The 16,183-nt window shown below is 48.5% G+C and carries 13 protein-coding genes; 6 read left to right on the top strand and 7 right to left on the bottom strand.

Translation table 11 applies throughout. The annotated features are described in order from the left end of the window. The first annotated feature begins 508 nt into the window (after positions 1-508). The 3 genes from clcA to cqsA all read left to right on the top strand — a co-directional run bounded on the left by clcA (position 509) and on the right by cqsA (position 4,430). Positions 509-1,924, top strand: coding sequence for a H(+)/Cl(-) exchange transporter ClcA (clcA, locus tag ACVB80_RS01085; protein WP_481079405.1), 1,416 nt, complete (start codon positions 509-511; stop codon positions 1,922-1,924). Positions 1,925-2,081: 157 nt separating this feature from the next. Continuing rightward, on the top strand, positions 2,082-3,032 hold the full coding sequence (locus ACVB80_RS01090; RefSeq protein WP_481079406.1) for a TDT family transporter: 951 nt from the start codon (positions 2,082-2,084) through the stop codon (positions 3,030-3,032). A 219-nt stretch (positions 3,033-3,251) separates the two neighbouring features. Then, the gene (gene cqsA, locus ACVB80_RS01095; RefSeq protein WP_481079407.1) at positions 3,252-4,430 is read left to right on the top strand and encodes an alpha-hydroxyketone-type quorum-sensing autoinducer synthase; all 1,179 of its coding nucleotides are present in this window, start codon (positions 3,252-3,254) and stop codon (positions 4,428-4,430) included. 57 nt (positions 4,431-4,487) lie between these two features. On the opposite strand, the gene ACVB80_RS01100 is transcribed toward cqsA, so the two are convergent. Continuing rightward, complete coding sequence (locus tag ACVB80_RS01100; protein WP_481079408.1) at positions 4,488-6,545, bottom strand: ATP-binding response regulator; 2,058 nt, start codon at positions 6,543-6,545, stop codon at positions 4,488-4,490. A 297-nt stretch (positions 6,546-6,842) separates the two neighbouring features. Then, positions 6,843-8,030, bottom strand: a complete 1,188-nt coding sequence (locus tag ACVB80_RS01105) for an acetate/propionate family kinase (RefSeq protein ID WP_481079409.1) — start codon at positions 8,028-8,030, stop codon at positions 6,843-6,845. Positions 8,031-8,352: 322 nt separating this feature from the next. Between ACVB80_RS01105 and ACVB80_RS01110 the strand changes: the two genes are divergently transcribed. Further along, complete coding sequence (locus tag ACVB80_RS01110; protein ID WP_481079410.1) at positions 8,353-9,951, top strand: putative bifunctional diguanylate cyclase/phosphodiesterase; 1,599 nt, start codon at positions 8,353-8,355, stop codon at positions 9,949-9,951. On the opposite strand, the gene ACVB80_RS01115 is transcribed toward ACVB80_RS01110, so the two are convergent. The 3 genes from ACVB80_RS01115 to ACVB80_RS01125 all read right to left on the bottom strand — a co-directional run bounded on the left by ACVB80_RS01115 (position 9,948) and on the right by ACVB80_RS01125 (position 12,677). Next, the gene (locus ACVB80_RS01115) at positions 9,948-10,589 is read right to left on the bottom strand and encodes an outer membrane protein (RefSeq protein WP_481079411.1); all 642 of its coding nucleotides are present in this window, start codon (positions 10,587-10,589) and stop codon (positions 9,948-9,950) included. The two genes, ACVB80_RS01110 and ACVB80_RS01115, sit on opposite strands and share 4 nt — an antisense overlap. A 182-nt stretch (positions 10,590-10,771) precedes the next feature. Continuing rightward, positions 10,772-11,536, bottom strand: coding sequence for a substrate-binding periplasmic protein (locus tag ACVB80_RS01120; protein ID WP_481079412.1), 765 nt, complete (start codon positions 11,534-11,536; stop codon positions 10,772-10,774). Between the two features lie 97 nt (positions 11,537-11,633). Then, positions 11,634-12,677, bottom strand: a complete 1,044-nt coding sequence (locus tag ACVB80_RS01125; RefSeq protein WP_481079413.1) for a GMP reductase — start codon at positions 12,675-12,677, stop codon at positions 11,634-11,636. Positions 12,678-13,099: 422 nt separating this feature from the next. Here ACVB80_RS01125 and ACVB80_RS01130 point away from each other — a divergent pair, with 422 nt between their 5' ends. Together ACVB80_RS01130 and ACVB80_RS01135 are read left to right on the top strand one after the other, a co-directional pair. Continuing rightward, the gene (locus ACVB80_RS01130; protein ID WP_481079414.1) at positions 13,100-14,116 is read left to right on the top strand and encodes a 2-hydroxyacid dehydrogenase; all 1,017 of its coding nucleotides are present in this window, start codon (positions 13,100-13,102) and stop codon (positions 14,114-14,116) included. Then, positions 14,116-14,655: a hypothetical protein gene (locus ACVB80_RS01135; protein WP_481079415.1), complete on the top strand. Its 540-nt coding sequence runs from the start codon at positions 14,116-14,118 to the stop codon at positions 14,653-14,655. The genes ACVB80_RS01130 and ACVB80_RS01135 overlap by 1 nt, the downstream gene beginning before the upstream one ends. Before the next feature lie 7 nt (positions 14,656-14,662). Here ACVB80_RS01135 and ACVB80_RS01140 read toward each other — a convergent pair whose 3' ends face one another. Both ACVB80_RS01140 and ACVB80_RS01145 read right to left on the bottom strand, forming a co-directional pair. After that, positions 14,663-15,109, bottom strand: a complete 447-nt coding sequence (locus tag ACVB80_RS01140) for a PAS domain-containing protein (RefSeq protein ID WP_481079416.1) — start codon at positions 15,107-15,109, stop codon at positions 14,663-14,665. Further along, a complete protein-coding gene (locus ACVB80_RS01145) occupies positions 15,109-16,116 on the bottom strand; it encodes a response regulator (protein WP_481079417.1) in 1,008 nt (335 codons plus the stop codon). Before ACVB80_RS01145 ends, ACVB80_RS01140 begins: the two co-directional genes overlap by 1 nt. Positions 16,117-16,183: the final 67 nt, after the last annotated feature.

Genomic DNA, 16,183 nt, shown 5'->3' on the forward strand with positions numbered 1-16,183 from the left:
CCAACAGCGATAAAAAAAAGACGTTACACCGCTCACCGGCTATAACATTGATTTTTGCACACAAAAAAGGCGCACTGGTTAAAGTACGCCTTCTTCCCCGTTCCTCAATCGTGAGCCTGCGAATCGGCTTTAGTATTATGCCGAACATTTAACGGGGCATCGTTTTCAATATCAGATTCCATCCAAATTGTAGGTAAGACAACAATCAGTCTCCTGGTTGATCAATCCGGTTGCCTCACGCTTTAACTATGGCTCATTCAGCGAATTTTACAAGTCTGTGTACCGTTTTTTTTTACGGTTAAGTGACCATGCTCCGGCTTTCGGCACTCTATCAAATTTGGAATAGAACATTGCAACAATGTTGGTATGGAATTTGTCACAGAGGCGTATAATTGACGGCGTTTTCTCCCTGATAAAATGAAGCAACGTCACGCACATATAACGCGTGTAACAGGGTGAATTACACCAACTCAGTCAGTTAACCACAGCCTACGGAACCCCAACCAAAATGACAAAAAGAGAGAAAATCAGACAGTCCTTTATGGCCGCCTTTCCCAAAGACGCGATCAATCAGGTGTTGTCCCGTGACACCACCCCGGTTTCTGTCCTGATCCTCTCGGCAATCGTTGGCGTAACAGCAGGCGCGATTGCTACCCTGTTTGAAATTGCAGTCCATTTTGTTTCCGAATCCCGCACTGACTGGCTGAAAGACGTAATCGCCAGTGATCTTCCGCTGTGGCTGGCCGCATTTCTTATCAGTGCCGGTCTTGCTTTTATCGGCTACTTCCTGGTACATAAATTCGCACCGGAAGCTGCCGGCTCCGGCATTCCTGAAATTGAAGGCGCAATGGACAATATCCGCCCGGTTCGCTGGTGGCGGGTATTACCGGTGAAATTTTTTGGCGGCATGGGGGCTCTGGGCTCAGGTATGGTACTTGGCCGGGAAGGCCCAACCGTACAAATGGGTGGTAACGTTGGCCGGATGATCACCGATATCTTCCGGGTTAAAGACGATGACAGCCGCCACTCTCTGCTTGCCTCTGGTGCCGCTGGTGGCCTGGCGGCCGCCTTTAACGCACCACTGGCGGGTATCATGTTTGTAGTAGAGGAGATGCGCCCTCAGTTTCGCTACTCACTGATCTCAATTAAGGCTGTCATCATCTCTGCGATTTCTGCCAATATCGTTTTCCGGGCGATTAATGGTCAGGATGCAGTGATCACCATGCCCCAGTACGAAGCGCCAGGTCTGCGTTCCCTGTGGCTGTTTTTGCTGTTGGGTATCCTGTTTGGCTGCTTTGGAGTGGTATTTAACAAGCTGATCACCCTGAGCCAGGACATGTTTGTCGCAATCCACAAAAATGACCGCAAACGCTATCTGATCACAGGTACGATTCTTGGTGGTCTGTTTGGCCTGCTGCTGCTCTACATCCCGGATCTGACCGGTGGTGGTATCGAGATTATTCCTGCGGTAACCAACGGTAACTATACCGCCGGCGTATTACTGTTGTTGTTTGTTGGCCGTATCATTACTACCCTGCTCTGTTTTGGTTCCGGTGCTCCGGGTGGCGTGTTTGCCCCTATGCTGGCACTCGGTACCCTGTTTGGATACGCATTTGGTGCAACCGCACACAGCATGCTGCCTGGCCTGCAAATAGACCCTGGCATGTTCGCGATTGCCGGTATGGGTGCCCTGTTTGCAGCCACGGTACGCGCACCGATCACCGGTATTCTGCTGGTGATCGAGATGACCAATAATTATTACCTGATCCTGCCACTGATCATCACCGGTCTTGGCGCGGTCATCGTTGCGCAGGCATTAGGCGGACAGCCTATCTACAGCCAGCTGCTGCACCGTACCCTGAAAAAAGACAAACTTCGCCAGCAGGATCTTCCTCCTCAGGAAGAAGAAAAAGGCTGCCGTTAATACAATCTGCGGGCCGGTTCCTTTCCGGCCCGCAATCATTTCACTTCCCTGTTTCATCCTATATTGCTTACACAGCTCACAATTTCCTGTTTTAGCCTGCTCTGATGTATAATTTTCTCTAGAGTTAAATAAGGGAATCAATCAGTTAGGATCGACAGTGAAGCAGTTTTTAAATATCCCCGTACCCCAGGTACCACTTTCTCAGGCTTCGCTCGCTTTAGGGGTGATAGGTCTGGGCCAGGCATGGACCATGTATTTTCCTGCAGTAGGATTCTGGTTACGTCCTGTATGTGCCGTAACAGGCTTTTTACTGCTGCTGCCTGTACTGCTGGGCTACCTCACCAGTTATTCCCGCTTTATTACCGAAATCCGCCATCCACTGAGTGGCAGCCTGATGGCCCCCATCAGCATGGCGCTGCTCATCCTGTGTGATTATCTGGCTACGGTGGTCCCCAAACTCGCCTATCCCTTCTGGTTTGCCTCAATCGGTCTGCACCTTACACTGCTGTGCTTTTTTTTCTGGTTTCAGTTCCGCTCTTTTCACATTGCCAATATCGTACCCAGCTGGTTTCTTTACCCGGTTGGACTGATCAGCAGCTCCCTGGCTGGTTCCCAGTTTGGTCACACTGTATTTTCCGCCACCCTCGCCATGACCTGTATTACCATCTACTTCTTCATGCTGCCACTGGTGCTCTACCGGCTTGTATTTGCAGGTATGCTTCCCAGGCGGGCCAAACCCACCCTGGCGATTATGGCCGCGCCTATCAATCTGACTGTTGCCGCCTACATGGTTAACTTTTCCTCACCGGATCCCATCCTCACCGGTGCACTGGCCGGGATCGCAATGACCATGACCATGCTGATTTATCTCTGCTATATTCCATTGATGCGGATTAAATTTCAGCCTTCCATTGCGGCGACTACGTTTCCATCCGTTATCAGCGCCATCGCCACCCATCACCTGACAGAGTGGTTCAGAACTGATTATCCTCAGTGGTACTGGCTGCGCTCTTTTGGCCTGCTGGAACTAATGATTGCAACCATTATGGTTTGCTGGGTATCGTGGAATTACTTCAGAATGTATCAGAAAGGTTCTCAGCCAGTTTAGAGCATTAATAAATGCAAATATATAGCCTAATAGTTTAGTCCGGAATAACATTTATAGCTCCTGACGCTAAAACCTCCAACAGAATATTAAATACAGAATAGTCAATAATGCAGAGGACTGCAAAATAATAATACTTTCATGGTGACAATACTTCTTTTGTGAGCAATAACTGATTTTGTCAGCTGGCATTAAGTTATTTGCAACGATGAGTATTAAAAAATGAAAATTAAATCTTCAAATACTAAGACACTACCCTCATTCATCAGCGATCGAATGGATAATTACCTTTCTGAAAATATACATTGCAGAAAGAATGCCAAACATCTTGTTCTGGGTCTCAATCCGGACAAGCAGGATATTCAGTTAAGAAGCAATGATTACCTTTCTGTTTCAAACAATGAGGAAATAAAGCAAACTCAAATTAATTCGATAAAAAAGGCGGAGAAGGAAATTGTTATGTCCGCAGTTTTTGAACAACGTGATCAGTCGGATGCCAGCTCTTTTGAGCACAAACTCTGCGAATATACCGGCTTTGGCCAGTGCATCGTCACTCAGTCCGGGTGGGCAGCCAACGTGGGATTGCTCCACACCATTGCCAACGAAAGCACCCCCGTTTATATCGACTTTTACGCACACATGTCTTTATGGCATGGGGCCCAGAATGCCAAAAGCCCGATTTATGCCTTCATGCACAATAATGTGAATCACCTGCGTAAGCTGGTGAAAAAAAATGGCCCGGGGATAGTGATTGTTGATTCAGTCTACAGCACGATAGGCACGGTTGCTCCACTTGAACAGATTGTTCAGATTGCTAATGAGCATGACTGCGCCATCATTGTGGATGAGTCTCACTCCCTTGGCACCCATGGCCCGCACGGAGCCGGATTACTGGCAGAACTGGGATTAACTGACCAGGTGGACTTCATGACCCTGAGCCTGGCCAAAGCATTTGCCTATCGCGCCGGTGCTATCCTTTGCCATGAGAAAATGGATCAATGGCTGCCCTTCACGTCCCTTCCGGCCATATTCAGCTCAGCACTGCTGCCGCATGAAATGGACACCCTTAAGGCAACTCTGGAAGTGATCAAACAGGGGGATGACCGGCGTGAACATCTGTTCCACCAGGCCGATATTCTTAAGGACGGGCTTCGTCAACTGGGGTATGAAATTCAGAGCCAGTCTCAGATTATAGCCATTGAAACCGGCACTGAAGAGCGAACGGAAATAGTCCGGGATTTTTTTGAAAAACATGGTTTATTCGGTTCGGTGTTCTGTCATCCGGCGACACCGAAAAACCGGGCGATTATTCGTCTTTCGTTAAACAGTGACATGACCAACAGGGAAATAGACAAAGTGCTGACAATTTGCAGCCAGGCAAAGGAGAAAAAGCTCATCTAAACGCAGGAAGATAATTAAAGCCGGCAACGCAAGCCGGCTTTAATTTCCATTTGAAAATTAAACCCAGGTGGCTACTTTGGAAATAAGCACATCCTTGGATGCTGGTTTCAGAATATAGTCATTCATACCGCTTTCAGAGATCGCTTTCAATGTGCTTTCACATTTCTCACCGGTAAAGCAAATTATTGGAATTTCTTTCCCTTCATACTTATAGCGCTTGCTGCGGATCGCCTTGGTGGTTTCAATACCATCCATTTCTGGCATTTCCAGATCCATAAGAATAAGGCTGACCGGATTAGAGTTCAGTAACTGAAGGGCACTTCGGCCATTTTCCGCCTGCAGCACCCGGTATCCCTGCCGCTCAAGCAGGGTCGAAGAGTAGATGCGCAGCGAAGCGTTATCATCCACAATCAGCACAGTAGTCGCAGCGAGCGATTTACGCTGAGGCAGCGAAGAGGACTGGGGCGATTTCTGTGACTCCTCAAAAAACAGTTTATCCAGCTTAACCGCAAGGTTCTGACCGAATGTCGTGATCTCCATCAGTTCATACGGCAGGATCCGGTTGAGCTTGAAGCAGTCGAGAATGTTGCCTGAGTACAGGTAAACAATCTTTCCTTCAAAACTGCACAGTTTGCGTTCAAGTGAAGAAAAAAGCGATTCATGACCGGTAAACAGCTGCAAGTCAATCAGAACTACGTCCTGAGTGAACTCCATTTCCCCGACCATGCCCGGACTGGTCACACTCTCCAAATGATAACCGGAGAAAAATGCATGCGACTGCAATGCACTCAATACACCACTCTTTTCACCAATATAGGTCAGGGATTTATCTTTGATCAGCGAAGACTTGAGTTCGAAGACCGGCTCAGAGTTATAGCCCGGGAAAGTCAGAACAAACCGGGTACCCTCTCCAGGTTTACTTTCACACTGAATCGCACCATTAAACGCCGTCATCACTTTGCGACAGAACGGCAGGCCAAGACCAAAACCACCTTTCTTACCGGTGGTGTAAAAGTCATCAAAAATATGCCGCTGCGACTCCTCTTCGATACCGGGACCATTATCTTCCACGATAAGTAAGTTCTGACCCTCTTCAGCCCTGAGCGAAATATGGATCCGGAAACCTTTGGTGAACTTATAGTAGAACGCATTTTTCAGAAGATTGAATATCACATAACGAAGTAACACTTCGCTGCCAAAGAAATCTTCATCCTGAGTGTAATCCAGGTGGATCATGGTCCGGTCACTCTTGGCGCTGTAGTGGAACGATGCAATGGACTCTTCCAGTGTACGGGCCAGTGAGTGGCGGCGGAAACCAGACGTGGAAAGCTTATGCTCATCAATCGATGTCAGCAGCAGACTGATGGTCTCATTGCCTTTTTCAATCACCGATAACGAATCGTCCAGAATGGAGTTAATCTCATCCAGCTCTGTCGCGTCTATCTGATACGCATCAGACAGGTGCTGGGCATTACGCTCCGGAAGCAGGTGTTTGACCACTTCGATAGAACTGTAAACAGCACTGAGTGGATTACGCATCTCGTGAGCAATACCTGCACCAAAAGACTTGGCGAGTGACACCTTGGATTCGTGCTCGGCCTGGTTACGGTAGTGAAACAGGGTGCCGAATACATAAGTAAAAATGAAGATTGGCAAAAAGGTCCAGTCCAGCGAGAGGACGAACGAGTCGCCGGCCACCAGCACCACTGTAAGGTAAGCCAGCACGTAGGCAACCACACTCTGAATCGCGACGATACGGGTGTCATAAATAAGCAGGATTTGCAGAAAGATAGCTGACATCAGTGACATGACCCAAACCATGGACCAGTCGTTCATCAGCAACATAAAGGCAAAGAAATATGGCAGGCAGATCCCGAGCGAAACGATGTAATAGATATGCTGGAACTTTTTGAAAAACACAGGCATTCGATTGCGCAGCAGTATAGGCACCAGCAAAACACCGCATGCCAGCCTGAGCGCCAGATTCTCGTACCCGGTCGGGGTAAGCATCTGCCAAATGACGTAGTAGCTGGGAAAACCCAGTATCCCCATCAGGGCGACGATCGTCAGATTCGGCTCTGCATATTCATAGATCTTTTTTGCACGTTCAAACATCTGCAACACTAGCCAATAAATAGAATATTCTTATGTCTGCATATAAAACAGTTATAGCACAAGCGCTATTATCTGACACTTATCTCAGTGATACAATGCCGGTATCCTCATAGTTACAGTGATGAAAAAGCCTGGTATACAAACAACTTACAGATTCAGACATACATCACACCAGGAACAAGTTCGCCCGGTACAAAAAATCGGACGGGCAGCAATGCAAACCAAAATCCAGACAAAAAAAACCGCCGGCAAAAGCCGGCGGTAAAATCTAATCTAAGATGTGCTTGGAAGTTTAGATTAGAGAAGTGCAACTGATTCGTTTGCAATAACCCACTCTTCGTTAGTAGGGATTACCATTGCAACCGGAGAATCTTCAGCAGTGATCACACCTTCTGCACCGAAGCGAGCTGCTTCGTTCGCTTTTTCGTCTTCCTTGTAACCGAAAATCTTCAGGTTCTTAAGAATTTCGCGACGAATTGGCAGAGCGTTTTCACCGATGCCACCGGTAAAGATGATGCCGTCCAGGTTATCCAGAGCCACCATGTAAGAACCGATGTACTTAGATACGCGGTAAGTAAATACCTGGAATGCCAGAGTAGCGCCTTCATGGCCCTGCTCCATTGCTTCCAGAATGCCACGCGCATCGCTGGTCAGGCCGGAAACACCCAGGAAACCAGAGTTAGAGTTCAGCTCTTTAAAGATATCGTCCTGAGACCAGCCTTTCTTCAGCAGGAACTCGATGATACCTGGATCAAGGTCTCCACAACGGGTACCCATCATCAGACCCGCCAGTGGGGTGAAGCCCATGCTGGTGTCAACACTCTGGCCATCTTTGATTGCACAAACTGAAGCACCGTTACCCAGGTGAACAGAGATGAAGCTGCTTTCTTCAACTGGCTTGTTAACCATTTTCGCTGCTTCGCGTGATACGAAGTAGTGGCTGGTACCGTGGAAACCGTAACGACGGATGCCGTAGTCTTTGTACAGTTTGTTAGAAATTGCGCCAGTGTATGCTTTAGCAGGCATAGTCTGGTGGAATGCAGTATCGAATACAGCAAACTGTGGCAGAGCCGGGAATGCTTTAAGCGCAGCTTTAATGCCCAGGATGTTTGCCGGTGCGTGCAGAGGCGCCAGGTCACGTACAGAATCGATGTCTGCGATTACCTGCTCATCGATGCGAACGGTTTTAGAGAACTTCTCACCACCGTGAACTACGCGGTGACCTACAGCCACCAGGTCTTTGTCGAATCCGTATTCACCGACAAGGTCAACCAGACGGGCAATCGCCAGTTGGTGGTGATTACCTTCACCTTCGATTGCGATTTCAGATTTGTTACCTTGGAACTTCCAGCTCATACGAGCTTCAGGCATTCCAAAACACTCTCCCAGACCTGACAGAACTGCTTCGCCGTTTTTAGAGTCGATAACTGCAAACTTCAGAGAAGAGCTGCCAGAGTTAATTACAAGTACAAATGCGTTTTGCATGGGTTCGGTTCCTGTGGGTACTTTATCAATCAGCTGAACAAGAGATTCAACAAAAAGTGTAATGCCATTATTCAAGATTTTTTGAATCATTCAACTTTATTTTAGACCAAAGCACCAAAGAATGACATTTTTCTTGATCTGAAACAGAAAACGTTTTTTTTAGACCTTTGAAAAATAAAATGCTCTATACAGCGCACTTCTGGACTCAACTTTTTTTGAATGCTGTTGTTATGAAAATAGTTGAAATTCCCGCTAATCGTCAGGATTTTGCTAATCTTACAAGAAGATCGAAAACACTGTTTCCCTTATCTGAGAGCACTTTATGGTACTTTTTGCAGACATCCTGGTTGTACTTGGCATGCTGGCATTGCTTAAATCCATCAGGCCCTCTTTGTCTATCTGTATGAAGACCAGGGAGATCGGCTGGCAACTGTTGGCCACGCTTATCGGACTGTTTATCATAGGTTACTTCGCTTTCCTCCTTTACCTTCTCACTCTCTCCCGCGCAACTTATCTTGATATCGGAATGGCAACCCTGTTGTTTGGTGGCGGCCTGTTTGTCTACTTCGTATTACAGGCCTCCCAACACAGTATCCAGCGGACAGAGGAGCTGATCGAGCGTGAACGAAAGTCCTCCCTTCACGATGCACTGACAGGGTTACCCAACCGGCTCTATTGCAGGCAGAAGATTGAGCAGTATATCCGCCACGATACCCCTTTCAGTGTGATGTTGTTTGACCTGAACAACTTCAAAAATATTAATGATGCAATGGGTCATCAGAGCGGCGACATGCTTCTCAAACAAATCGCACTGCGACTGAAAGACGATCTGCCCGATAACAGTTTTTTTTCCCGGATTGGTGGCGATGAGTTCGTGATCCTGTATGAGACCAATGACATCAAACTGGTCGAGCATTACTACCGGTTGCTGATAGAAGAGCTCAGCCCGCGCTTTGAACTTCAGGAATTCTCTGTGCCCGTCTCAATCAGCGTTGGAGTCAGCCTGTTCCCCCATTTCAGTTCAACACACGATGGCCTGCTCCGCCAGGCCGATTCCGCCATGTATGAGGCTAAGCGTACCGGTCAGGGACTTTCCTTCTACTCAAATGCGCTGGAAAACCGCGCCAAAGAACAGCTGCGCATTGCTACCCGCATTACCAGTGCTCTGCACAATCAGGAATTTCGTCTTTATTACCAGCCTATCGTCAATACCCGCCAGCAAACCCTTTACGGCTACGAAGCATTGATCCGCTGGCCTCAGCCTGACGGCAGCTTTATTCCGCCGGATCTCTTCATTCCTGTGGCAGAACGCTCACACCTGATACGGGACATTACTGACTGGGTGGTGATACAGGTGATGCTCGACCTTCACCTGTTTGCCCACCATGGCATCATGGTCAGCATCCACCTTAATCTCTCTGCCCATGACCTGACCAGCCGGGCTCTGCTCGATAACCTCAGACAACTGGTCGAAAGCGAGCAGCTTGATTCATCCCGGGTGGTGCTGGAAGTGACAGAAAGTGACATGCTCAAAGATATTGAGAACACCAAGATAGTACTCGATGAACTGCGTCAGATGGGCTTTAAGATAAGTCTGGACGATTTCGGAACCGGTTACTCCTCACTAACGCTGCTGCGGGAGCTGGCTATTGATCAAATCAAAATTGATCGCTCTTTCGTTTCAAGCATGCATATCAGTGATGCTGACCACGCTATCGTTACCAGTTCGATATTCCTGGCGCATGGTCTTAACTGTACGGTGATTGCAGAAGGGGTAGAAGAAAGCGAGCTTATAGACCTGCTGGACAACGCAAATTGTGATTACGTGCAGGGCTATATAAACGGAAAAGCTCTGTCCATTGATGAAATCATCTACTGGACAGAGCAGCATCAGCTCAAAATGGCTTCAAACGAGGCTTAGAAGCGGTAACCCATTCCGACATACAGGCCATAAAGGTCTGACTTACCGGAAGCTGAAGAGTTATCAATGTTGTTGTGTGAACCACGCATTTCTCCGCTGAACTCGAATCCGTTACGAAGCTCGTAACGGGCGCCGATACCCCAGAGATAACCAAAGCCGGAGAAAACTTCACCAAACACTTTCTTATTTTGCTCGTTCTTAACGAAATCCTTCGCTTCCAGTCGCGCATAAGACAGCCCGGCGAAACCGTACAATGCGGTCTGCTGATTAATCATATAGCTGAGCTTGGGTGCCAGGCTGTACACCACACTACTTACCTCTTCAATCTGATACAGCGCCTGGGTATCTGACTTCTTCTTTGAGTTGTAATGCACATCCAGTCCGGCGGCAAAACCAAGATAAAGATCTGAGTTGCTGGTCCAGCGGTTAGACTCAGAAGTGTAGTCCAGCGAAAGTGATCGGCCATTTAACTGAAAATCTGTATCACCACTGATGTCGGTACCGAGCTTAGAAGCGCCCACTTTTACCGAAACAGCACGATGATCCCTGTACTGCTGACCGTCATCGGATGCCAGGGCACTGACAGTCCAGGTTCCCGCAATCAATGCACAGGCGAGAGACAAAACTGATTTATTCACTAGATTAATTCCAATACTGCGATGCACCGGTAAACGAAAGGCTGACCGGCACAAGTCATAACTAATAGTTATCATATTCTATACCAAGCCGGCCTGATTCCTATCTTTTCATAGTATTAGCTGCAAACCTGTCAGCATTTTTGTGCGCCGGAGCCAATTTCTCTCAAAACAACAGCCGATGACTAGTGTAAATCGTATCCACCCTGTTCAAACCTTGTCCGGGCCTGGCCATAGTCAGGCAGAGTCCTCAGCCGCCGCATGCCGTTATCAAACTCATCACGAAGCATCAGCGCCTCAGGAGCTTTTTTAGAAAAGAGTACGTGAAAGTCAGAAACAAACATGGGTTCAGACGCAACCTCAATCCGGGAGCGCTCTTCAGGGGTGAAATGCGTTTTGAGTACCTCCAGCCCGGCTTCCCGGCCAATCAGAAACAAGTCGACCCGCCCGGCGAGCAGCTTTTGCATATTTTGCTTATCACTGACAACAAACTCTGCCCTGACCTTTCCGGCATCCACGTCGGCAAGAAAACTCTCATCATAGGCGTAGCCTCTCGTCAGGCCGAACTTAAACCGTTTCAGGTCCTGATAGGTATGCCACTCACCCAACTGAGTATCCGACAGATGGAAAACATTCACTGACTCACTTTCAATCGCCTCTCGGCTGCAGTAAAAATCCAGCTGCCGCTCTTTAGTACAAAACCAAAAAATCGTGACCGGATATTGCCCTCTTGCGGCCTCCTCAAGGCTCCTTGGCCAGGGCATATAATGATATTCGACGGTGATCCCCTGCTGCTGATACGCCAGGGCTACAAGGTGTGAGATATAACCTTCATAAGGCAGGGACTTACCGCTGAATGGCGGGTATTCACCAGAAGCAACCGGCAGGAGACGCCCGGACTGGACCGGCAGACCCAACAGACAAACCAATAATAAGATAACTGTTCGCACTCCGCCTCCGCTCAAGAAACGTATCCCTGTGTTTTCAGTATATAAACGAACCGGATAACAGGCAGAAAAAAGGCCCGGAAAACCGGGCCTGCTTCAGTTATTCTTTGCCGAATACGTTGTTTTCCTGCTCCCGCACCCGGATAAAGGTGGTGCGCTTGGTCAGCTCTTTGAGTTTCGCTGCCCCAACGTAAGTACAGGTTGAACGAACGCCGCCCAGAATATCAGCAATGGTGTTTTCAACACTGCCACGGTATGGCAGCAGAACGGTTTTACCTTCTGCCGCGCGGTATTTGGCAACACCGCCGGAGTGCTTATCCATCGCAGACTGAGAAGACATGCCGTAGAACTTCATGTACAGCTTGCCATCTTTTTCCACTTTCTCACCGCCGGACTCTTCGTGACCAGCCAGCATACCACCCAGCATCACAAAATCCGCACCGCCACCGAAGGCTTTTGACACGTCCCCGGCGCAGGCACAACCGCCATCACCGATAATGCGGCCGCCCAGACCATGCGCAGCGTCGGCACACTCGATAATGGCTGACAGCTGAGGGTAACCCACACCGGTTTTAACACGGGTGGTACATACAGAACCCGGGCCGATACCAACTTTAACGATGTCTGCACCCGCGAGAATCAACTCTTCTACCATATCACCGGTCACCACGTTACCGGCTGAGATCACTTTATCCGGGAAGGCTTCACGCACGCGGCTCACGTATTCTACCAGGTGCTCAGAGTAGCCGTTGGCGATATCGATACAGATAAAGATCAGCTCATCACTCATATCCATGATCTGTTTGGTTTTCTCAAAATCAGCGTCAGAGGTACCGGTGGAAACCATCACATTGTTCAGTACAGCCGCTTCATTCGCAGCAACAAACTCTGCCCAGTCCTCAACCGTGTAATGCTTATGAATAGCGGTCATCACCGATTCTTTTGCCAGTGAGCGCGCCATCTCGAAGCTGCCCACCGAATCCATATTGGCTGCGATAACCGGAACACCCGACCATTGACGACCGCTGTGCTTGAATGTAAACTCGCGGGTTAAATTTACTTGAGAGCGGCTTTTAAGGGTAGAACGTTTCGGGCGAAACAGTACATCTTTGAAACCAAGCTTAAGTTCTTGTTCGATACGCATGGGATACAACTTCCTTCATCTTCATTGATTGAATGCCCTTGTGAACAGCCGGTTGGCAGACCAGTTGTTCAGGCGTTTCCGGTTTTGGCAAAAACCCGGATACGTTTTTCGGACACAAAAAAACCGGAGCGTTGGCAGACGCTCCGGTTTTCAGCATTATAGGCGGTAAAATTTGTCACACAAGACTGATATTTGTATTTTTTTTGTGTTACCTTTGAAAAGAATTCATACCCGAAACCCCTGCTCCACACCTATAACGGGTAACACTCTGCTAACCTCTCTCTTTCTGCACATATTAATTAGTTAATCATCAATAAGTTACAAATCAACCAATAGTTTTTGGCGAAAGATTGCGCACTTTTCTAACCTGTTTGTACAAGTTTTCATATACTTATAAAGAGGGCTAATTGTGGGCAACGAGCATGACAAAGATCGCATTTTTCAGTTCAAAGCCATTTGAACAGGAAGTCTTTGAACGACAAGATCTGGCAAACGATTTCCATTTTGAGTTTTTTGACTTCCAGTTAACCGACGAAACTGCGCAACATGCCAGCGGTTGTAAGGTGGTTTGCGCCTTTGTAAATGACGACCTGTCTGCCAGTGTTTTAAAGCAGCTCGCCAAACAGGGGACCAAACTGATCACCCTTCGCTGTACCGGACATGACAAAGTCGACCTGAAAGCCGCCCGGATCTATGGCATTCAGGTGGCCCACGTACCTGACTATTCTCCTGAGTCCATCGCGGAGCACGCTGTTGCACTGCTGCTAAATCTGATGCGTAAACTGCATAAAGCCCACGAACGCACCCGTGAAGCCGACTTTTCACTCGACGGGCTGGAAGGAGAAATTTTGCACGGAAAAACCGTAGGTATCGTCGGCACCGGTAACATCGGCGTGGCCGCAATCCGTATTCTGAAAGGATTCGGTATGACCGTATTATGCCATGACCCCTACCAGAATGAGGATGCGATCGATTTGGGCGTAACGTATTGCAGCCTGGACGAACTGCTGAGTAATTCCGATGTGATCAGCCTGCACTGCCCTTCTCACCACAGTAACCTGAAGATGCTAGACAGCGAAGCAATAGGAAAAATGAAAGACGGTACTGTATTGGTTAATACCAGCCGCGGTAACCTGATTGACAGTGAAGCCGTCATCGAAGCGCTGAACACAGGCAAAATCAAGGCGCTTGGTATCGATCTTTACAGCCATGAACAGGAAGACTTCTTCGCCCACGAAGATGAAGACAGTGATGAGCTGTTCCGTAAACTCTCCAAAGCCCACAACGTCATCTTTACCGGCCACCAGGCTTACCTGACCCAGGACGCCATCCAGACCATTGCTGCCATGACAGTAGAAAACATTGCACAGTTTCTGGAAAACGGGACCTGCGATAACCGGCTGTCATCCCACCCTGAAGAAAACAAGGATGAAGAATAATGACAAAAGCAAAACTGCCCCTTGCCACTTTGTGTCTGTGTTGGCTGCCTCTTACCGTCAGTGCCGGAGCGTATGTCTCCGGAGGGGTGACTGAAATCAATTATGACGGCAACAAAGTCCCGGCCGCTACCTCAACCGTTGGCTATTCCTATCCGGTGAACGACTTTATGCACGCAGATGTCAGCTACACTACATCCATCGGAAGCGGGACAAAATTCGAGTTTGAGAACAGCGAAGCGGAAATAATCGAATACAAAGCCTATAACCTGGGTATCAAGCTGGAATATGACACCCATTACCTTATCGTCAATGGTCGTACCGGCTTCAGCTACACCAATACCGAGCGCACCCTGTTCACCGGATCCACTCAGACATCCTCGGTCACCGACAAAAACTTTCGCCCGTACGCCAGCATCGGCGGGGAAATACCCGCTCCGGCAATGGAAGAACTGTCCATGCGTGCGGATATTGTTTACCAGCAGCTGACCTCCAGCATCCACACTATTAATGTGCTGCTGGGCGGAGAACTGAAATTCTGAATCCGGCTCAGGACTCAGCTGCCGCCGCGGCCAGCATTGCTTCCGGCGTTGCGTCCTGAATCGACAAAAACAGGGATTTCACTTCACCGGTCGGAGCACGCATCGGGTTAAGCGTAACATTCTGGTACATGAACTCGGCCTGTTGGGTGATTGGCCGCACGTTCCGGCACCGGAACAGATACGGCCGCTGTCGCCAGGTAATAAAGCTGCGGCAACCAAGGTTATAGACCGGTTTGGCCTTCACGATAAACCACTCTTTGGGGATCTCGGGAAATATCTCAAACAGCGATTTGCCAATGGCTTCGTGGGCCTGTTTACCGCTGTGGTGGGTCATAAATCCGTTCCAGACCTGTACCGTATAATCCCGGTCCAGTACCACCAGCCCCAGTTCGACATTCTGGACCATATCGACCATCCAGTGAAACTGCTCAAATTCTGCGGGTAAGCTTAGCATCAGAGTTCGTCCTCCATGAGGTAGGCAAGTTTGTTGTCGAGCAGGGGCAGTGACTCATCGACAAACATAAACAGAAGATCACAACGAATACTGGTGCCATCAATGAGATAGCTCACCTCAAACGTCATGGTTTTGCTGAAAGAACCCGTGGTTGATTTGATCACCGATTCTATCGGGATATGCTGACCAAGCAGAACCGGAGAGCTCTGGAAAAAACGAACTTCGGCCTGAGCACCAAGCCCGTTAAGGAATGAACCCACAAGAATGTTGGATACATCCATCAGAAGCTCAAGCTCTTCGTGCTCCGCGTCTGCCTCCTCAACCTTCATAAAGCTATGAAGATCGGTCACCGAAGAGTCACTGAGTAATACAAGAGCTTCACCGGCGATACCTTCACCACTGAAGCCCTGGCATACACCTGAAACCTGGTCATTTTCAGCCAGATCGCGCAGCGCCATGTGCAGCTCACTGACTTCAAAAATATTTACGTTAGGTAAAGGAAGGTGGACAAACACATCAAAGTGCCTGGCGAGGGCGTCTGCAGCACGACCAATCGCCACGTTTGCCACTTCCATATAGATATCACGCCGTTTCAGTACCGGCAGCTCTACCGGAGAAGGCGTATAAACCTGAGGGGCGGAAACCGGTTCAATCAGGTCACGAAGTACTGACTTAAGAAGCTCTTTATCCATCGGCTTTTTAATAAAAGCCTTTGCACCAAGCTCCATCACTTTCTGCTGGGCTTTGGGCTGAATATCACCCGAGACCACCACGACTTTAATGTCGATACCGCGCTTTTGGATCTGCTCCAGGGTGCCATAGCCATCGAGTTCAGGCATGGTCAGATCAAGAAACATAATATCGAAACGCTGACTTTCCAGCTGTTTCAGCGCATCCAGGCCATGTACTGCAAAACTGATGTCCGCACCTAAAGACGCAGGCAGCGAGCGTGCCATCTGCTTTCTTGCCAGTGCAGAGTCATCACATATTAAAACTGAGAGGGACATTGATTCACCATTGACCTGCTTTAAATTCAACGTGGTTTGTGCCGGTGCTTTGCATTATAAGACTCTC

Source organism: Vibrio sp. 9-16B-A1 (assembly GCF_056726165.1).